Source organism: Pseudomonas sp. SO81 (assembly GCF_030374125.1).
Taxonomy (GTDB): domain Bacteria; phylum Pseudomonadota; class Gammaproteobacteria; order Pseudomonadales; family Pseudomonadaceae; genus Aquipseudomonas.
In genome coordinates this window covers 335,243-352,282 of the sequence record NZ_CP126126.1, presented here as the reverse complement: position 1 = coordinate 352,282, position 17,040 = coordinate 335,243, and the positions used below count along the sequence as shown (strand labels likewise).

Annotated in this window: 18 protein-coding genes; 14 read left to right on the top strand and 4 right to left on the bottom strand. The window is 64.8% G+C overall.

The genetic code is table 11. From position 1 onward, the window contains the following. Positions 1-53 precede the first annotated feature (53 nt). Positions 54-1,016, top strand: coding sequence for an OmpA family protein (locus OH686_RS01590; protein WP_289535893.1), 963 nt, complete (start codon positions 54-56; stop codon positions 1,014-1,016). A 163-nt stretch (positions 1,017-1,179) separates the two neighbouring features. Next, entirely contained in the window at positions 1,180-2,019 is an 840-nt protein-coding gene (galU, locus tag OH686_RS01585) for a UTP--glucose-1-phosphate uridylyltransferase GalU (protein ID WP_137973057.1), read from the top strand. Between the two features lie 61 nt (positions 2,020-2,080). Here the strand turns inward: galU and OH686_RS01580 are convergent, their stop codons facing one another. Continuing rightward, on the bottom strand, positions 2,081-2,503 hold the full coding sequence (locus OH686_RS01580; protein WP_289535892.1) for a VOC family protein: 423 nt from the start codon (positions 2,501-2,503) through the stop codon (positions 2,081-2,083). Positions 2,504-2,606: 103 nt separating this feature from the next. Between OH686_RS01580 and gorA the strand changes: the two genes are divergently transcribed. After that, positions 2,607-3,965 carry a glutathione-disulfide reductase gene (gorA, locus tag OH686_RS01575; protein WP_289535891.1) on the top strand — a complete coding sequence of 453 codons (1,359 nt, stop codon included), beginning with the start codon at positions 2,607-2,609 and terminating at the stop codon, positions 3,963-3,965. Positions 3,966-3,972: 7 nt separating this feature from the next. Beyond that, positions 3,973-4,596: a trimeric intracellular cation channel family protein gene (locus OH686_RS01570; protein WP_137973060.1), complete on the top strand. Its 624-nt coding sequence runs from the start codon at positions 3,973-3,975 to the stop codon at positions 4,594-4,596. 18 nt (positions 4,597-4,614) lie between these two features. Here OH686_RS01570 and OH686_RS01565 read toward each other — a convergent pair whose 3' ends face one another. Next, the gene (locus OH686_RS01565) at positions 4,615-5,070 is read right to left on the bottom strand and encodes a copper chaperone PCu(A)C (protein WP_289538769.1); all 456 of its coding nucleotides are present in this window, start codon (positions 5,068-5,070) and stop codon (positions 4,615-4,617) included. Between the two features lie 221 nt (positions 5,071-5,291). Here OH686_RS01565 and OH686_RS01560 point away from each other — a divergent pair, with 221 nt between their 5' ends. Further along, positions 5,292-5,873, top strand: a complete 582-nt coding sequence (locus OH686_RS01560; RefSeq protein WP_289535890.1) for a paraquat-inducible protein A — start codon at positions 5,292-5,294, stop codon at positions 5,871-5,873. Beyond that, positions 5,860-6,504, top strand: coding sequence for a paraquat-inducible protein A (locus OH686_RS01555; protein ID WP_289535889.1), 645 nt, complete (start codon positions 5,860-5,862; stop codon positions 6,502-6,504). Before OH686_RS01560 ends, OH686_RS01555 begins: the two co-directional genes overlap by 14 nt. 87 nt (positions 6,505-6,591) lie before the next feature. Here the strand turns inward: OH686_RS01555 and OH686_RS01550 are convergent, their stop codons facing one another. Continuing rightward, positions 6,592-6,762, bottom strand: a complete 171-nt coding sequence (locus OH686_RS01550; protein WP_137973063.1) for a con-10 family general stress protein — start codon at positions 6,760-6,762, stop codon at positions 6,592-6,594. A 380-nt stretch (positions 6,763-7,142) separates the two neighbouring features. Here OH686_RS01550 and OH686_RS01545 point away from each other — a divergent pair, with 380 nt between their 5' ends. Further along, on the top strand, positions 7,143-7,493 hold the full coding sequence (locus tag OH686_RS01545; protein WP_289535888.1) for a hypothetical protein: 351 nt from the start codon (positions 7,143-7,145) through the stop codon (positions 7,491-7,493). 75 nt (positions 7,494-7,568) lie between these two features. Continuing rightward, entirely contained in the window at positions 7,569-8,015 is a 447-nt protein-coding gene (locus OH686_RS01540; RefSeq protein ID WP_289535887.1) for a phosphotransferase system, HPr-related protein, read from the top strand. Positions 8,016-8,024: 9 nt separating this feature from the next. Here the strand turns inward: OH686_RS01540 and OH686_RS01535 are convergent, their stop codons facing one another. Further along, positions 8,025-8,393: a Rho termination factor N-terminal domain-containing protein gene (locus tag OH686_RS01535; RefSeq protein WP_289535886.1), complete on the bottom strand. Its 369-nt coding sequence runs from the start codon at positions 8,391-8,393 to the stop codon at positions 8,025-8,027. Positions 8,394-8,529: 136 nt separating this feature from the next. Between OH686_RS01535 and OH686_RS01530 the strand changes: the two genes are divergently transcribed. The 6 genes from OH686_RS01530 to glgB all read left to right on the top strand — a co-directional run bounded on the left by OH686_RS01530 (position 8,530) and on the right by glgB (position 17,013). Next, on the top strand, positions 8,530-8,715 hold the full coding sequence (locus OH686_RS01530; RefSeq protein ID WP_289535885.1) for a PSPA7_2676 family Cys-rich small protein: 186 nt from the start codon (positions 8,530-8,532) through the stop codon (positions 8,713-8,715). Then, a complete protein-coding gene (locus OH686_RS01525) occupies positions 8,706-9,194 on the top strand; it encodes an MgtC/SapB family protein (RefSeq protein WP_137973068.1) in 489 nt (162 codons plus the stop codon). The genes OH686_RS01530 and OH686_RS01525 overlap by 10 nt, the downstream gene beginning before the upstream one ends. A 14-nt stretch (positions 9,195-9,208) precedes the next feature. Beyond that, on the top strand, positions 9,209-9,451 hold the full coding sequence (locus tag OH686_RS01520) for a hypothetical protein (RefSeq protein ID WP_137973069.1): 243 nt from the start codon (positions 9,209-9,211) through the stop codon (positions 9,449-9,451). 105 nt (positions 9,452-9,556) lie between these two features. Continuing rightward, a complete protein-coding gene (locus OH686_RS01515; RefSeq protein ID WP_289535884.1) occupies positions 9,557-11,548 on the top strand; it encodes an alpha-1,4-glucan--maltose-1-phosphate maltosyltransferase in 1,992 nt (663 codons plus the stop codon). A gap of 12 nt (positions 11,549-11,560) precedes the next feature. Then, positions 11,561-14,854, top strand: a complete 3,294-nt coding sequence (gene treS / locus OH686_RS01510) for a maltose alpha-D-glucosyltransferase (RefSeq protein WP_289535883.1) — start codon at positions 11,561-11,563, stop codon at positions 14,852-14,854. After that, complete coding sequence (glgB, locus tag OH686_RS01505) at positions 14,854-17,013, top strand: 1,4-alpha-glucan branching protein GlgB (RefSeq protein ID WP_289535882.1); 2,160 nt, start codon at positions 14,854-14,856, stop codon at positions 17,011-17,013. The genes treS and glgB overlap by 1 nt, the downstream gene beginning before the upstream one ends. Positions 17,014-17,040: the final 27 nt, after the last annotated feature.

Below are 17,040 nucleotides of genomic sequence, written 5' to 3'. Positions count from 1 at the left end.
CTCGGTCGTTCGGGCCGGGCAACTATTAATCGTCTTTTGATGGGGATTTACGGATGAAACTGAAAAATACCTTGGGCGCCGTCATCGGTACTCTGGTTGCCGCCACTTCGCTGAATGCACTGGCTCAAGGCCAGGGCGCTGTTGAAATCGAAGGCTTCGCCAAGAAGCAGTACTTCGATGAAGCTCGCGATTTCAAGAACGATGGCAACCTGTTCGGTGGCTCCATTGGTTACTTCCTGACCGATGATGTCGAGCTGCGCCTGGGTTACGACGAAGTGCACAACGCTCGTGCCGAAGACGGCCGCAACATCAAGGGCTCCAACACCGCCCTGGATGCTCTGTACCACTTCAACACTTCGGCCGACAGCCTGCGTCCGTACGTCTCCGCCGGCTTCTCCGACCAGAGCATCGGCCAAAATGGCCGTAGCGGTCGCAACGGCTCCACCTTCGCCAACCTGGGCGGTGGTGCCAAGTACTACTTCACCGAGAACTTCTACGCCCGCGCTGGCGTTGAAGCTCAGTACAACATCGACCAGGGCGACACCGAGTGGGCCCCGAGCGTTGGTATCGGCCTGAACTTCGGTGGCGGCTCCAAGCCGGCCCCGGTTGCCGAGCCGGTTGCCGAGCCAGTTGCCGAAGTCGCTCCGACTCCGGAACCGGCCGAGACCGTTCGTGTTGAGCTGGACGTGAAGTTCGACTTCGACAAGTCCAAGGTCAAAGAAGAAAGCTACGGCGACATCAAGAACCTGGCCGACTTCATGAACCAGTACCCGCAGACCAACACCACCGTTGAAGGCCACACCGACTCCGTCGGCACCGACGCCTACAACCAGAAGCTGTCCGAGCGTCGTGCCAACGCCGTTCGTGAAGTACTGGTCAACCAGTACGGTGTAGGCTCCGAGCGCGTTGGTTCGGTTGGCTACGGCGAGTCCCGCCCGGTTGCCGACAACGCCACCGAAGCCGGTCGCGCGGTCAACCGTCGCGTAGAAGCTGAAGTAGAAGCCCAGGCCAAGTAATTGGCGCTGAGCTCTGCAAAAAACCCGGCCTAGGCCGGGTTTTTTGTTGGCTTCAAACGTATTCGCAAGCCCCGGTATTTCTTCACTCAACGGGCATTGTAAGGCCGACTCAGCCTGATTAGACTGCGCGGCAATTCAGCCCCTCGCAGTACCAAGGATTGTCATGATCAAGAAATGTCTGTTCCCGGCGGCCGGTTACGGCACTCGCTTCCTGCCAGCCACCAAGGCCATGCCCAAGGAAATGCTGCCGGTGGTCAACAAGCCGCTGATCCAGTATGGCGTCGAGGAGGCTCTGGAAGCAGGCCTGAGCGAGATCGCCATGGTCACCGGACGTGGTAAGCGCGCGCTGGAAGACCATTTCGACATCAGCTACGAGCTGGAACACCAGATTCAGGGCACCGACAAGGAAAAGTACCTGGTCGGTATCCGTCGCCTGATCGACGAGTGCAGTTTCTCCTACACCCGTCAGATCGAGATGAAGGGCCTGGGCCACGCCATCCTCAGCGGCCGCCCGCTGATCGGTGACGAGCCGTTCGCCGTGGTGCTGGCTGACGACCTGTGCTTCAACCTCGAAGGCGACGGCGTGCTGCAGCAGATGGTCAAGCTGTACAACCAGTTCCGCTGCTCCATCGTCGCCATCCAGGAAGTACCGAAGGAGGAGACCTCCAAGTACGGCGTGATCGCCGGAGAGATGATTCGTGACGACATCTTCCGCGTGAACAACATGGTCGAGAAGCCGAAGCCGGAAGACGCGCCGTCCAACCTGGCGATCATTGGCCGCTACATCCTCACCCCGGACATCTTCGACCTGATCGAGAAGACCGAGCCGGGCAAGGGCGGCGAGATCCAGATCACCGACGCCCTGATGAAGCAGGCCCAGGACGGTTGCGTGATCGCCTACAAGTTCAAGGGCAAGCGTTTCGACTGCGGCGGCGCCGAGGGTTACATCGACGCCACCAACTTTTGCTTCGAGAATCTGTACAAGACCGGCAAGGCCTACTGATAGGTCGCTGCTGTCAGCCAAAGCCACCTTCGGGTGGCTTTGTCGTTTCAGGCGGCTTGAATCAGGGGATGGGCATTGCCTCCGAGCCTGGCCCCAGTGGCTGGCCGTAGCTGAACTCGACGTAGTTGCCGGCCGGATCGCGCAGGCCGCAGTAGTAACCGACCGGATAGGGTTCGTCGCGTGGCGCCCACACCAGGCAACCGGCCTCGGCAGCTCGTCTGGCGATCTGGTCGACGACCTCGCGGCTGGCCACGGCGAAGCCGAAGTGGCTGTAGTCGTCTGCTGCCAGCTGGCGATCCGCGCCGCCGGGCATGATGACGAAGATGAACTGGTGTTCCTTGCCGGGCTCGGCCATCCAGACGATCTTCGAGCCCTTTCCGGCCCGTTCGTGGATCACCTGCATACCGCAGAACTCGCGGTAGAAATCCACGCAGGGTTGCAGCTCGGGAACGTGCAGGGCGATATGGGTCAGAGCGGGGCGCATGACGATCCTCCTGGCCGAACCGGCGCGGGTCTAGTCCTATTTGCAAGCATACACGCAGCCCCCGGGCTCTCCGGTATGCTTGTCGCCTGCAAGGAGAACTGCGATGTCCTATGAATTCGACCTGTTCGTGATCGGCGCCGGTTCCGGCGGTGTGCGCGCCGCCCGTTTCGCTGCCGGCTTCGGTGCCAGAGTGGCCGTGGCCGAGAGCCGCTACCTGGGCGGCACCTGCGTCAACGTCGGCTGCGTGCCGAAGAAGTTTCTGGTGTATGGCGCGCATTTCGCCGACGACTTCGAGCAGGCCGCCGGCTTCGGCTGGAGTTCCGGCGAGCCGCAGTTCGACTGGCCGACCCTGATCGCCAACAAGAACCGCGAGATCCAGCGCCTCAATGGCATTTACCGCAACCTGCTGGTTAACAGCGGTGTGACCCTGCTGGAAGGCCACGCCAGGCTGACCGGCCCGCATGAAGTGGAGATCAACGGCCAGCGCCACAGCGCTCGGCACATCCTGATCGCCACCGGTGGCTGGCCGCAGGTGCCCGACATCCCTGGCAAGGAGCTGGCGATCACCTCCAACGAGGCATTCTTCCTCGAACAGCTGCCCAAGCGCGTACTGGTGGTCGGCGGTGGCTACATCGCCGTCGAGTTCGCCTCGATCTTCCATGGCCTGGGCGCGCAGACCTCGCTGCTGTACCGCAAGGACCTGTTCCTGCGCGGTTTCGACGGCGCGGTGCGCAAGCACCTCAAGGAGGAGCTGGAGAAGAAGGGGCTGGACCTGCAGTTCAACACCGATATCAGCCGTATCGAGCGCCAGGCCGACGGCAGTCTGCTGGCCACCCTGAAAGACGGCCGCGAGCTGGCCACCGACTGCGTGTTCTACGCCACCGGGCGGCGACCAATGCTGGACAACCTGGGCCTGGAAAACACCGGCGTGAAGCTCGACGACAAGGGCTTTATTCAGGTTAACGAGCAGTTCGAGACCAGCGAACCCTCGATCCTCGCCCTCGGCGACGTGATTGGCCGCGTACAGCTCACCCCCGTGGCGCTGGCCGAAGGCATGGCGGTGGCGCGGCGGCTGTTCAAGCCCGAGGAATATCGCAAGCTGGACTACAGCCTGATTCCCACCGCCGTGTTCAGCCTGCCGAACATCGCCACCGTCGGCCTGACCGAGGAGCAGGCGCGCGAGCAGGGCCATGAAGTGAAGGTGTTCGAGAGCCGCTTCCGGCCGATGAAACTGACCCTCACCCAGTGCCAGGAGCGCACCCTGATGAAGCTGGTGGTCGATGCCAAGAGCGACAAGGTGCTCGGCTGTCACATGGTCGGGCCGGAGTCTGGCGAGATCGTCCAGGGCCTGGCCGTGGCGCTGAAGGCTGGGGCGACCAAGCGCATCTTCGACGAGACTCTGGGTATCCACCCGACCGCCGCCGAGGAGTTTGTTACCATGCGCGCCCCCGTGAGCAACTGAAGGCGCCATGCAGCAGATTTTCTACCTTGCCGACCTGTTCGGCGTCGCCGTCTTCGCCATCACCGGCGCGTTGATGGCGGGACGCAAGTCCATGGACCTGTTCGGCGTGCTGGTCATCGCCGTGATCACCGCGCTGGGTGGCGGCACCTTGCGTGACCTGATCCTGGACAACCATCCGGTCAGCTGGATCCGCAACGACACCTATATCCTGATCGCCTCCATCGCCGCGGTCGGCACCGTGCTCTGGGTGCGCCTGACCCAGCCGATCCACGAGCGCGGCCTGTTGATCGCCGACGCCTTCGGCCTGGCCGTGTTCACCGTGATCGGCACCGAGGTGGCGCTGCAGCACAACGTGCCGTACAGCACAGCGGTGATCATGGGCGTGATGACCGGCGTGGCCGGTGGGGTGATGCGCGATGTGATCTGCAACGAGATTCCGCTGATCTTCCAGAAGGAGATCTACGCCACCGCCTGCATCCTCGGCTCGCTGGTGTTCATCGTCATGCGCGAGTTGGAGACACCGCACTGGCTGGATACCGGCGTAGCCATGCTGACCGTGTTGCTGACTCGCCTGGCGGCGATCCGCTGGCACCTGTCGTTGCCGCGCTTCCATCTGCTGGATCGCGACTGACGCCAGGCGCCCCACGCGTCAGTGGTGGTGCTCGGCCTTGGGTGCCTCGGCCTCGATGGCGACTTCCACCTCGACCTTGCCGGCCTTCTCGAACTCCAGGGTCAGCGGGAAGCGCTCGCCGGCCACCAGCGGCTGTTTCAGGCCGAACAGCATGACATGGTTGCTGCCGGGCTCGAAGCGGGCCTCGCCATCGGCGGGCACGCCCACCGAGTCGACTTTCTGCATCTTCATCACGTCGCCCAGGTGCACATGGGTATGCAGCTCGGCCGTGGCGGCCAGCGGCGTGCTGGCGCCGAGCAGACGGTCGCCCTCGGTACCCTTGTTGTGCACCACGAAGTAGGCGGCGCCATTGGGCGCGGTGGGTGGCAGGGCGCGTGACCAGGGATGATCGATATGCAGCTCGCCGACGCTGTAGTCATGGGCGACCGCGGGGTTGCCGAGCAGGGCGAGCAGAACGAACGGGGCCAGTTTCAGGCGCATGCGCAAACCTCTGAATGATGGGGTGTACGCACCCTAGCACGAAGCCGTGCTACAGGCCCTGCGGCAAACTTGCGCAATGCGGGTAATATCTAGCCTGCGGCCTGCAGACGGGTCGCCGAGTCGAGAGGTGCAAGAGAGTGCAATCCGAAAGCCTGACCCGAGGACAGCTGCCACCACTGGAGCAGTTGATCGCTTGTCACGAGTGCGACCTGCTCATGCACCATCCGCATGTGGGGGAAGAGCAGAAGGCCTGCTGCCCCCGCTGTGGCTACGAGATGGTGGTGCACCGCTCGCAGATGCGCCGCCGTTCGCTGGCCCTGGTACTGACCGCGCTGATCCTGTTCGTGCCGGCCAACTTCCTGCCGATCATGAGCCTCAGCATTCTCGGCCAGCACGCCGTGGACACGGTGTGGAGCGGGGTGGTGGGGCTGTACCACTCGGACATGCAGGGCGTGGCCGTGGTGGTGTTCCTGAGCAGCATGCTGGTGCCGCTACTCAAGCTGCTGTGCCAGCTGTTCGTGCTGATCGCCATGCCGCGGCCGGCCCTGCGGCCCCTGGCCTGCTACTGCTATCGCATCTACCACCACATGCGCGAGTGGGGGATGCTCGAGGTCTACCTCTTCGGCATCCTGGTTTCCATCGTCAAGCTGATCGACATGGCCAAGCTGCACCTGGGGGTCGGCCTGGCCTGCTTCATCGCGCTGATGCTGGCGCAGATCTGGCTGGAGGTCACCATGTCACCGCACCAGGTATGGGATGCGCTGAGCGAAGAGGAGGAAGGCGATGCGCGCACTTGATGCCGGCATCATCGTCTGCGGGGAATGCCACAAGCTGGAATACCTGCGCGAAGACGAAGTACAGCATTGCACGCGCTGCGGTGGTCGCCTGCATGCCCGCCGACCGAACAGCATCGCCCGCACTTGGGCCCTGCTGATCACGGCGGCGATTCTCTATATTCCGGCCAACGTGCTGCCGATCATGACCGTCAATTTCCTCGGCAAGGGCGCGCCGTCGACCATCATGGGCGGGGTGCTGGAGCTGATCCATGCCGACATGTTGCCGATCGCCCTGGTGGTGTTCGTTGCCAGCATCCTGGTGCCGACCTTCAAGCTGGTGGGCATCGGCATGCTGCTGTACTCGGTGCAGCGGCACCAGCCGATGTCGGCGCAGCAGCGCATCCTCATGTACCGCTTCATCGAATGGATCGGGCGCTGGTCGATGCTGGATATCTTCGTCATCGCCATCCTGGTGACAGTGGTCAACTTCGGCAACCTGGCCAGCATCCAGGCTAATCTCGGCGCAGCGGCCTTCGCCACCGTGGTGATCCTGACCATGATTGCCGCAGTCACCTTCGACCCGCGACTGATCTGGGACAACACCTTCGATGAGGACGTGGAGGAGCAGGAGGCTACCGCTCAGGCGGACTAGCCCGGCGCGGCAAGAGGAGCGGAAGAGCGGGAGAGCGGTGGCTGGAACTCGAGAGCGTAGGCCGCTCTCGAGTTGCGCAGATTGCTACTAGTTGCGACCGCCGTGGCTGTTCTGGCCGCCTTTGCGTCCGGCCTCGGAAGCACGCTGCGGGTCGTTCTTGAAGTTGCCCCCGCTCACATGGCCACCTTTCTTGCCGGCCTCGGAAGCACGCTGTGGGTCTTCCGCGAAATTGCCTTTACCGCCGCGATGTTCAGCCATTTTTAAATCCTCGTCAGTAATTTGGTGTATGTGCCGATGGCACACTTACTCGGAGAGAACGAGGGGATAAGTGTTCAGACTTTTTTAATGACTTAAACGCATAAATGTCTCGGTAAAGGGCGCTGGAGAGGCTCTGGAAGGCATAACGGCGCGATTTATTCGCTCGATATGCGGAAGGGATATCTCTTTATCTCCAAAAGATATCTTCATTACTCCGCGATATGCCGGACAATCCGCTCTGGCTCAAGGGTTTTCGCCAGCTTTCTTATAGGCAGATGGCCATCACTTTCCCAACGCGCTGTCAGGGTTAGGGCAATTTCATTCAAGTGCGCACCGCTTTCGCGGCTGTCGGTGCACACCCACCAGGGAGAACAGCCGCCATGGGCACAGTGGAGTCTGGCCGGGACCGGTCCGGGGAATCATTTCTCGACTATTACCTCGTCGTACTGCTGATCTGCACACCGCTGTGCACCTTCCTCGCATGGCAGTCCTTGTCCCGGGCACCGGCACGGCCGCCGGCGATGGACCAGGTCATCGATCTGCAGCTTCTGCTGCGTAATCTCGATCGAACCACCCTGATCGGCTACGACCAGCAGGCATCCTATCGGCTGTCGCCCATCTTTCAATCGCCATCCCTGCCAGCCCCGAACGACCTCCGTGCCGTCCAGCAGTCTGCCCAGCCATTGGAGCTGGACGAACTGCAAAACCGTTCCGAGCGCTTTCGCTTCTGAGGTAGCGGCAAACAGCTTGAATCATCGTCGCGGCCACCAGTCGACAGAGGAACACCAGCCGACTGGAGCAGCAGCATGAGCAAGCACACACCGCGAGTTCAGGAGATCGACGACATCGAGGACCGCATGGGCTCGGTTCGCGAGCTGGACTTCGATGACCGCCACGACGAACGCGAGGGCCGGGCCGGCGATCGGCGTCCTGAGTCCGAGGTGCGCGAGGAGTATTCGGCCGAGCGCGAGTTCCACGCCGGCATGACGGGCGGCGAGACGCTGACCGACAGTGCCCACGAGGACAATGTGACAATGGACGATCTCAGCCCCGACACCCTGTTCGACGAGAGCGGGGCCAACTCGCCGGACGAGCTCGGCGATAGCCACCCGCTGGACAAGGAACTGAGCGTGGTCGGCGAGGAGGCTATCGGCGGCGGCATCGGCCTGGACGAAGCCGAGTTGGCACGTTCCGCCCCTTTGGATGGCAAACCCTGGACGGACCAGGTCACCGAGGGCGAAGACGAGGAGTAGCAGAGCGAGTCAGCCGAGGGCCTCGATCAGTTCGGCCTTGCGCATGGTCGAGCGCCCACGGATCTCCCGCTTGCGTGCCATCTCCATCAGCTCCGGTCGAGTCATCGACTCCAGCTTCGAACCGGGCCGTGGCACCCCTTCGCGAGTCTTGGCTGCGCGGCGGGCCGAGGACTTGCGTGCGACCTCCTTCTTCTCGGGGCTCTTCTTCTGGCCCGAGCCGCCTTTGCGCTCACCGCCGCCGGACTGCTTGTTTACCGTGGCCCAGGCCCTTGCCTCAGCCTCGTCCTTCGGTACGCCGCGGGACTCGTAACTCTCCTCGATATGCTCGGCCTTGCGCTTCTGCTTGTCGGTGTACTTGTCTTTGCTACCGCGTGGCATGGTGGTCATCTCCACTGGCGCCGCGTTCGTGCGGCCTCACCTCAAGAGAAGCGCGCACACCTCGATAGTTCGAAATTTCATCAAACCTTCCGTTGCGTCCCGAGTCATTTCCTAGAGACCCAACGGAGTGGCCACCATGACCATGCTTTGCCTGATTTCCGGATGCCAATGGTTCCCTGATCGATCTGCCGCCCTGCGCCTGTGTGGCAGTGAGCTGCTGCATGAGTGTTGCAGTCGCTGCGGTAGCCGGCGCTACCTGCTGCCAGGAGAGCGCCAGGCGCTGCTGAGTGTGCGCCCCGGCCAGCATCTGCCTTGGAGCTGAGCGAATACCTGATGGCGACTCTGCACGACGAGTTCGCCGATTTCGGCCAGCCAGAGCAGATGCTGCGAGCCGGCCTGCGTCTGCTGATGGCCGCGTTGCTCGGAGGCCTGCTGGGCTTCGAGCGCGAATCCAAGGGCAAGGCCGCCGGCTTGCGTACCCATATGCTGGTGACCCTGGGCGCAGCGCTGTTCGTGATGATCCTGGAGCTGGACGATGCCGAGCATGACGCCGTCAGCCGGGTGATCCAGGGCATCGCCGCCGGCATCGGCTTCCTCTGCGCTGGCACCATTCTCAAGGGCGACCACGACAGCCAGATCAAGGGCCTCACCACCTCTGCCTCGCTCTGGTTCAGCACCGCCATCGGTATCGCCGTGGGCATGGGCCGCGAGGGTACCGCGGTGCTGGCAACCTTGCTGGCGCTGATCATCCTGCACGCGCTGCCGGTTCTCGAACGCGAGGCCAAGCAGCCACCACCCTAGCGGAGAGGTATCTCATGTTCCGCGAATTCGAGCATTGCACGGCGTGGACCGATGCCATGTACAACGGGGCCAGTTTCATCGGCCTGATCGAATACCAGCCCAAGCGTTATGGCGGCGAAGTGACGGTGCTATGGGTGTTCGACCCACGCTGCGTCTGCGAACGCGAGGCGGAGGATGCGGCGGAGCGCATGTTGCGCTCGATTCTCGACATCCATCCGGAGCGCGGCGTGCTCTACGCCGACGGTATCCCACTGTAAGCAGCCTGAACTTTTGCCGCCGCAGGGCGTTCGGAACTCAAGAAGCCGTTACCGGCCCCCTTCATTCCCACTACACGTCCGCCAGGCGTCAAGGAGCCCATAGCGATGCATGCGATTCGCCAGGCCGAAGCCCGCGTCAATGCCAGTCTCGCCGCCGCCGCGCCGCGCATCGCCATCGAGTCGGTGACGCCGCAGGTGGAGGGCGGGCGCTTCGCCGCCAAGTGCCTGGTAGGGCAAGCGCTGGCCGTCGACGCGGTGATCTTCACCGACGGTCACGACCAGATCGCCGCCGCGCTGCTCTGGCGTGGTGCCGGCGAGCAGCAGTGGCAACGCGTGCCGCTGCAGGCCCTGGGCAACGACCGCTGGCGTGGCTGGCTGGTGCCGGAGGCGCCGGGCCGGGCCGAGTTCGTCATCGAGGCCTGGCAGGACATCTACTCCAGCTATCACTACGAACTGAAGAAGAAATATGCCGCCGGTGTGCCCGTCACGCTGGAAGTGCAGGAGGGCGAGGCCCTGGTGCGGCGCATCGGTGCCGAAGCACCGGCGCAGCTGGCCGAGCGCTTTGCCGGGCTGTTCGGGCGCCTGGCCGATTGCGAGACCCTGGACCAGCGCGTGGCCGTGTTGCTCGACCCGCTCACTGGCGAGCTGATGAGTCGCGCCGAGCACCGCCCGCACCTGGTGCGCAGTGGCGTGTTCCCGCTGGATGTGGACCGCAAGCTGGCCGAGTTCGCCAGCTGGTACGAGCTGTTCCCCCGTTCGGAAAGCGGCGACCCGCAACGCCACGGCACCTTCGCCGATGTGCACAAGCGCCTGCCGGACATCGCTGCCATGGGCTTCGACGTGCTGTATTTCCCGCCCATCCACCCCATTGGCCGCACCCACCGCAAAGGCCCGAACAACAGCCTCAAGGCCGGTCCGGACGATCCCGGCAGCCCCTATGCCATCGGCAGCGCCGAGGGTGGCCACGAGGCGGTGCATCCCGAGTTGGGCAGCCTGGAGGACTTCCGCGACCTGGTACAGGCGGCGCGCAACCATGGTCTGGAAGTGGCGCTGGACTTCGCCATCCAGTGCTCACCCGACCATCCCTGGCTCAAGCAGCATCCCGGCTGGTTCAGCTGGCGTCCGGACGGCACCATCCGCCACGCCGAGAACCCGCCGAAGAAATACGAGGACATCGTCAACGTCGACTTCTACGCCGAGGCCGCCGTGCCGGAGCTGTGGATGGCGCTGCTGGAAGTGGTGCAGGGCTGGGTGGAGCAGGGCGTCACCCTGTTCCGCGTGGACAATCCGCACACCAAGCCGATGCCCTTCTGGGAGTGGCTGATCGCCGAGGTGCGCCGCTCGAATCCCGAGGTGATCTTCCTCTCCGAGGCCTTCACCCGTCCGGCGATGATGGCGCGTCTGGGCAAGCTCGGCTTCGCCCAGAGCTACACCTACTTCACCTGGCGCAACAGCAAGAAGGAGCTGGAGGAGTACTTCGGCGAACTGAACCAGTCGCCCTGGCGCGAGTGCTACCGGCCGAACTTCTTCGTCAACACGCCGGACATCAACCCGTACTTCCTGCACCACAGCGGCCGCGCCGGTTTTCTCATCCGCGCCGCGCTGGCGACTATGGGCTCGGGCCTGTGGGGCATGTATTCCGGCTTCGAGCTGTGCGAGTCGGCGCCGGTGCCAGGCAAGGAAGAGTACCTGGACTCGGAGAAATACCAGCTGCGCCCGCGCGACTACCACGCGCCAGGCAACATCGTCGGCGAGATCACTCGCCTGAACCAGATCCGTCGCGACAACCGCGCCCTGCACAGCCACCTCGGCTTCCAGGCCTACAACGCCTGGAACGACAACATCCTCTTCTTCGGCAAGCGCACCGCCGAGCGCGACAACTTCATCCTGGTCGCCGTCAGTCTCGATCCGCACAACGCCCAGGAGGCCAACTTCGAGCTGCCGCTGTGGGAGTTCGGCCTGGCCGACGATGCCGCGCTGGAAGGCGAGGACCTGATGAACGGCCACCGCTGGACGTGGCACGGCAAGGTGCAGTGGATGCGTATCGAACCCTGGCATCTGCCGTTCGGCATCTGGCGTGTGCGCCCGGTGCGCTGACAGGAGTAATGCATGGCCCGTAGCAAAGCCTTTCTCGACGATCCGCAGTGGTACAAGGATGCGGTGATCTACCAGCTGCACGTGAAGTCATTCTTCGATGCCGACAACGATGGCGTCGGCGACTTCGCCGGGCTGATCGACAAGCTCGACTACATCGCCGACCTCGGCGTGAACACTCTCTGGCTGTTGCCTTTCTACCCTTCGCCACGCCGCGACGATGGCTACGACATCGCCCTGTACAAGGGCGTGCACCCGGACTACGGCACCCTGGCTGACGCCCGCCGCTTCATCGCCGAGGCGCACAAGCGCGGCCTGCGGGTGATCACCGAGCTGGTCATCAACCACACCTCGGACCAGCATCCCTGGTTCCAGCGCGCACGCCGCGCCAAGAAGGGCTCCAAGGCCCGCGACTGGTACGTCTGGTCCGACACGGACGACAAATACACCGGCACGCGAATCATCTTCCTCGACACCGAGAAGTCCAACTGGACCTGGGACCCGGTGGCCGGCCAGTACTTCTGGCACCGCTTCTATTCGCACCAGCCGGACCTCAACTTCGACAACCCGCAGGTGCTGCGCGCCGTTCTCGGGGTGATGCGCTACTGGCTGGACATGGGCGTGGACGGCCTGCGCCTGGACGCCATTCCCTACCTGATCGAGCGCGACGGCACCAACAACGAGAACCTGGCCGAGACCCACGTGGTGCTCAAGCGCATCCGCGCGGCCCTGGACGAGCGCTACAGCGATCGCATGCTGCTGGCCGAGGCCAACCAGTGGCCGGAGGACACGCGCCCGTACTTCGGTGGCGAGGAGGGCGGCGAGGGCGACGAATGCCACATGGCCTTCCACTTCCCGCTGATGCCGCGCATGTACATGGCCATCGCCCAGGAAGACCGCTACCCGATCACCGACATCCTTCGCCAGACCCCGGATATCCCGCCCAACTGCCAGTGGGCGATCTTCCTGCGCAACCACGATGAGCTGACCCTGGAGATGGTCACCGACGACGAGCGCGACTACCTGTGGAACTACTACGCCGCCGACCAGCGCGCGCGTATCAACCTGGGTATCCGTCGTCGCCTGGCTCCGCTGGTGGAGCGTGACCGCCGGCGTATCGAGCTGCTCCACAGCCTGCTGCTGTCGATGCCGGGTACTCCGGTGCTGTACTACGGCGACGAGATCGGCATGGGCGACAACATCTACCTCGGCGACCGCGACGGCGTGCGCACCCCCATGCAGTGGTCGATGGACCGCAACGGCGGCTTCTCCCGCGCCGACCCGGCCAAGCTGGTGCTGCCGCCGATCATGGACCCGCTGTACGGCTACCAGACGGTCAACGTCGAGGCCCAGGCCCGCGACGCGCACTCGCAGCTCAACTGGATGCGTCGCATGCTGGCCGTGCGCAAGCAACAGCAGGCCTTCGGCCGCGGTAGCCTGAAGATGCTCACGCCGAGCAACCGGCGCATCCTCGCCTACCTGCGCGAGCTGCGCGGCGCCGACGGTCGCGAGGAGAGCATCCTCTGCGTGGCCAACCTGTCGCGGGCGGCCCAGGCGGTGGAGCTGGAGCTGTCCGCCTACGACGGCCGGGTGCCGGTGGAGATGGTCGGCGGCGCGTCCTTCCCGCCGATCGGCGAGATGACCTATCTGCTGACCCTGCCGCCCTATGGCTTCTACTGGTTCTACCTGGCCGACGCCTCGCAGATGCCCAGCTGGCACGTGGCGCCGGTGGAGCGCATGGCCGAGCTGCCGACCCTGGTGATCAAGCGCGACCTGCAGGAGCTGACCCGCGCGCCCAGCCGAAGCGTGCTGGAGAGCGATCTGCTGGCCAGCTACCTGGGCCGGCGCCGCTGGTTCTCCGCCCAGGGCGACGGCGCCGCGAAACCCGAGCTGGCCTACGTGCAGCCTTTCGGCGACCTGCGCGCGCTGGCCGAGATCATCCAGGGCGGTGAGCGATATCAGTTGCCCCTGGCCTACGTCGACGAAGGTTCGTCCGGCAATCCGCTGGCCCAGCAGCTGGCTCTGGCGCGTCTGCGTCGTGGTCGCCAGGTGGGCCTGCTGACCGACGGCTTCAGCCTGCCCGAGTTCACCTACGAGGTGCTCGCCCACCTGCATAGCCGCCAGGTGCTGAAGGCGGGGGACGGCGAGATCCATTTCCTGCCCAGCAGCCGCTTCGCCGACTACCCGGCGGTGGCGGGCGAGGAGACGCGGCTGATCTCCGCCGAGCAGTCCAACAGCTCGGTGATCATCGGCGAGCGCATGGTGCTCAAGCTGGTGCGCCGCCTGTTCCCGGGCGTGCATCCGGAGGCGGAGATGGGCGGCTTCCTCACCGCCAACGGCTACGCCAACATCGCGCCCATGCTGGGCGAAGTGCGCCGGGTCGATGGCGCGGGCGAGCCATTCACCCTGATGATCCTGCAGGGCTACCTGAACAACCAGGGCGACGCCTGGGCCTGGACCCTCGACAACCTGCAACGGGCCATCCGCGACGAGCTCAGCGGCGGTGTGTCCAATGTGCAGAGCGAATACGACGCCCTGGCGGAGCTGCAGGCCTTCGCCGCCACCCTGGGCCGGCGCCTGGGCGAGATGCATCGGGTGCTGGCCACGCCCAGCGACGATCCCGACTTCGGCCTGCGCCCCAGCGACGAGACCGACAGCCAAGGCTGGGGCGAGTCCATCGGCGCGCAGCTGCAGCAGGCGCTGGAGGCGCTGGATCACAGCCGCGACCGCCTGAGCGAGGCCGACCAGCGTCAGGTCGATCTGCTGCTGCAACAGCGTGACGAACTGCTGCGTCTGGTCGGCGACCTGGCGCGGCTGTCCGCCGGCGGCGTGCGCATCCGTGTGCATGGCGACCTGCATCTGGGCCAGGTGCTGGTGGTGCAGGGCGATGCCTACATCATCGACTTCGAGGGTGAGCCGAGCCGGCCGCTTGAGCAGCGCCGTCAGCGGCACAGCCCGATGAAGGACGTGTCCGGCATGCTGCGCTCCTTCGACTATGCCGCCGCCATGGTCCTGCGCAACGCCCAGGGCTCCGATTCTTCCGACGAGGCTACGGCAGCCCGCCAGCGCATCGCCTCGCGTTACCGCAGCGAGGCGCGTACCGCGTTCTATGACGCCTATCGCCTGGCCGCCGCCGATCTGCCTCACGAGTGGCAGGCCCGCGAAGGCGAGGGCGCCGCACTGGCGCTGTTCAGTATCGAGAAGGCCGCCTACGAAGTTCTGTATGAGGCCGCCCACCGCCCCGACTGGCTCGACGTGCCCTTGCACGGGTTGCTCGAGCTTGTTCACCAATTGCAGGGAAACCGTTGATGACTGACCTGGAACGTCTGCGCCGCGCCGAGCATGGCGACCCCTTTGCCTTCCTCGGCCCGCAACCGGATGGCGACGGTAGCCTGGTACGGGTGTGGCTGCCCGGCGCGCTGGCGGTCGAACTGCTGGCCGCCGACAGCGGCGAACTGCTCGGCGCCATGCAGCTGGAAGACGCCGGCGGGCTGTTCAGCCTGAGGCTGGAGCGGCCGCAGCGGTATCGTCTGCGCATCCACTGGCCGGAGGCCGAGCAGGAAACCGAGGACCCCTATGCCTTCGGCGCGCTGCTCGGCGATATCGACCTGTACCTGTTCGCCGAGGGCAACCACCGCGATCTCGGCCGCTGCCTGGGCGCCCAGCTGATGCAGCAGGACGGCGTGCCGGGCGTGCGCTTCGCCGTGTGGGCGCCCAACGCCCGGCGGGTTTCGGTGGTCGGTGACTTCAACGGCTGGGACGGACGCCGCCATCCCATGCGCCTGCGCTACCCGAGTGGCGTCTGGGAGCTGTTCATCCCGCGCCTGGGCGCCGGCACCGTGTACAAGTTCGAGATCCTCGGCGCCGACGGCGTGCTGCCGCTCAAGGCCGATCCGCTGGCGCTCGAAGGCGAGCGACCGCCGGCCACCGGCTCGCGGGTCGCCGCGTCGCTGGACTTCGCCTGGACCGACCAGGACTGGCTGGCCAACCGGCAACGGCATCAGGCCCATGACCGGCCGCTGAGCATCTACGAGGTGCACGCCGGTTCCTGGCAGCATGTCGACGAACGTCCGCCGACCTGGGCCGAGTTGGCCGAGCGCCTGATTCCCTACGTGCAGGACATGGGCTTCACCCATATCGAACTGCTGCCGGTGATGGAGCACCCGTTCGGCGGTTCCTGGGGCTACCAGCCGCTATCGATGTTCGCACCGACCTCGCGCTACGGCTCACCGGCCGATTTCGCCGCCTTCGTCGATGCCTGCCACCAGGCCGGCATCGGTGTGATCCTCGACTGGGTGCCGGCGCATTTCCCCACCGACGAGCACGGCCTGGCGCGCTTCGACGGCACGGCGCTGTACGAGTACGCGCACCCGTTCGAGGGCTTCCATCAGGACTGGGACACCTTCATCTACAACCTTGGACGCACCGAGGTGCACGGCTTCATGCTGGCCTCGGCGCTGCACTGGCTGCGCATCTACCACATCGACGGCTTGCGCGTGGATGCGGTGGCCTCGATGCTCTATCGCGATTATTCGCGCAAGGACGGCGAGTGGATTCCCAACCGCCACGGTGGCCGCGAGAACCTGGAGGCCATCGAGTTCCTTCGCCACCTCAACGAGGTGGTGGCGACTGAGGCCCCGGGTGCCCTGGTGATCGCGGAGGAGTCCACCGCCTGGCCGGGAGTCAGTCGGCCGGCTGGCGAGGGCGGTCTGGGCTTCGCCTACAAGTGGAACATGGGCTGGATGCACGACAGCCTGGCCTATATCCAGCAGGATCCAGTGCACCGCAGTTTCCATCACCACCAACTGACCTTCGGCCTGATCTACGCCTTCTCCGAGCACTTCGTCCTACCGATCTCCCATGACGAAGTGGTGCACGGCAAGGGCTCGCTGCTGGGCAAGATGCCCGGCGACCGCTGGCAGCAGTTCGCCAACCTGCGCCTGTTCCTCGCCAACATGTGGACGCACCCGGGCAAGAAGCTGCTGTTCATGGGCTGCGAGTTCGGCCAGTGGCGCGAGTGGGACCATGACCAGCAGCTGGACTGGTACCTGCTGCGCTACGGCGAGCATGCCGGCGTGCAGAACCTGATGCGCGATCTCAATCGCCTGTACCGCGACTACCCGGCGTTGCACCGCCTGGATAGCCGCGCCGAAGGTTTCCAGTGGCTGATCGGCGACGACCAGCGCAACAGCGTATTCGCCTGGCTGCGCCACGCCGAGGGCGAGCCGCCGCTGCTGGTGGTTCAGAACTACACCCCCGTGCCACGCAGCGGTTATCGCGTCGGTGTGCCCATCGCCGGAAACTGGCGCGTGCTGCTCAACAGCGACGACGAGCGCTACCTGGGCTCGGCCGCCGGCAGTCGCGGCCAGGTGCACAGCATCGACCACAGCGATCACGGCCAGCCCCAGTCACTGCCCCTCGACCTGCCCCCGCTCGGAGCCCTGATCCTCGTCCCCGAGCAGGGCTAAGTCCTTGATCTGTTGGCCCTACCGCCC

Excerpts from the sequence above, each read along its gene's own strand:
- OH686_RS01550 (WP_137973063.1), bottom strand. The coding sequence starts at position 6,762 with ATGGCTGAACATCGCGGCGGTAAAGGCAATTTCGCGGAAGACCCACAG.
- OH686_RS01555 (WP_289535889.1), top strand. The coding sequence starts at position 5,860 with ATGCGCGCACTTGATGCCGGCATCATCGTCTGCGGGGAATGCCACAAG.
- OH686_RS01560 (WP_289535890.1), top strand. The coding sequence starts at position 5,292 with ATGCACCATCCGCATGTGGGGGAAGAGCAGAAGGCCTGCTGCCCCCGC.
- OH686_RS01590 (WP_289535893.1), top strand. The coding sequence starts at position 54 with ATGAAACTGAAAAATACCTTGGGCGCCGTCATCGGTACTCTGGTTGCC.
- OH686_RS01570 (WP_137973060.1), top strand. The coding sequence starts at position 3,973 with ATGCAGCAGATTTTCTACCTTGCCGACCTGTTCGGCGTCGCCGTCTTC.
- gorA (WP_289535891.1), top strand. The coding sequence starts at position 2,607 with ATGTCCTATGAATTCGACCTGTTCGTGATCGGCGCCGGTTCCGGCGGT.
- OH686_RS01520 (WP_137973069.1), top strand. The coding sequence starts at position 9,209 with ATGTTCCGCGAATTCGAGCATTGCACGGCGTGGACCGATGCCATGTAC.
- OH686_RS01580 (WP_289535892.1), bottom strand. The coding sequence starts at position 2,503 with ATGCGCCCCGCTCTGACCCATATCGCCCTGCACGTTCCCGAGCTGCAA.
- OH686_RS01530 (WP_289535885.1), top strand. The coding sequence starts at position 8,530 with ATGACCATGCTTTGCCTGATTTCCGGATGCCAATGGTTCCCTGATCGA.
- OH686_RS01545 (WP_289535888.1), top strand. The coding sequence starts at position 7,143 with ATGGGCACAGTGGAGTCTGGCCGGGACCGGTCCGGGGAATCATTTCTC.
- treS (WP_289535883.1), top strand. The coding sequence starts at position 11,561 with ATGGCCCGTAGCAAAGCCTTTCTCGACGATCCGCAGTGGTACAAGGAT.
- OH686_RS01540 (WP_289535887.1), top strand. The coding sequence starts at position 7,569 with ATGAGCAAGCACACACCGCGAGTTCAGGAGATCGACGACATCGAGGAC.
- galU (WP_137973057.1), top strand. The coding sequence starts at position 1,180 with ATGATCAAGAAATGTCTGTTCCCGGCGGCCGGTTACGGCACTCGCTTC.
- OH686_RS01515 (WP_289535884.1), top strand. The coding sequence starts at position 9,557 with ATGCATGCGATTCGCCAGGCCGAAGCCCGCGTCAATGCCAGTCTCGCC.
- OH686_RS01535 (WP_289535886.1), bottom strand. The coding sequence starts at position 8,393 with ATGCCACGCGGTAGCAAAGACAAGTACACCGACAAGCAGAAGCGCAAG.
- glgB (WP_289535882.1), top strand. The coding sequence starts at position 14,854 with ATGACTGACCTGGAACGTCTGCGCCGCGCCGAGCATGGCGACCCCTTT.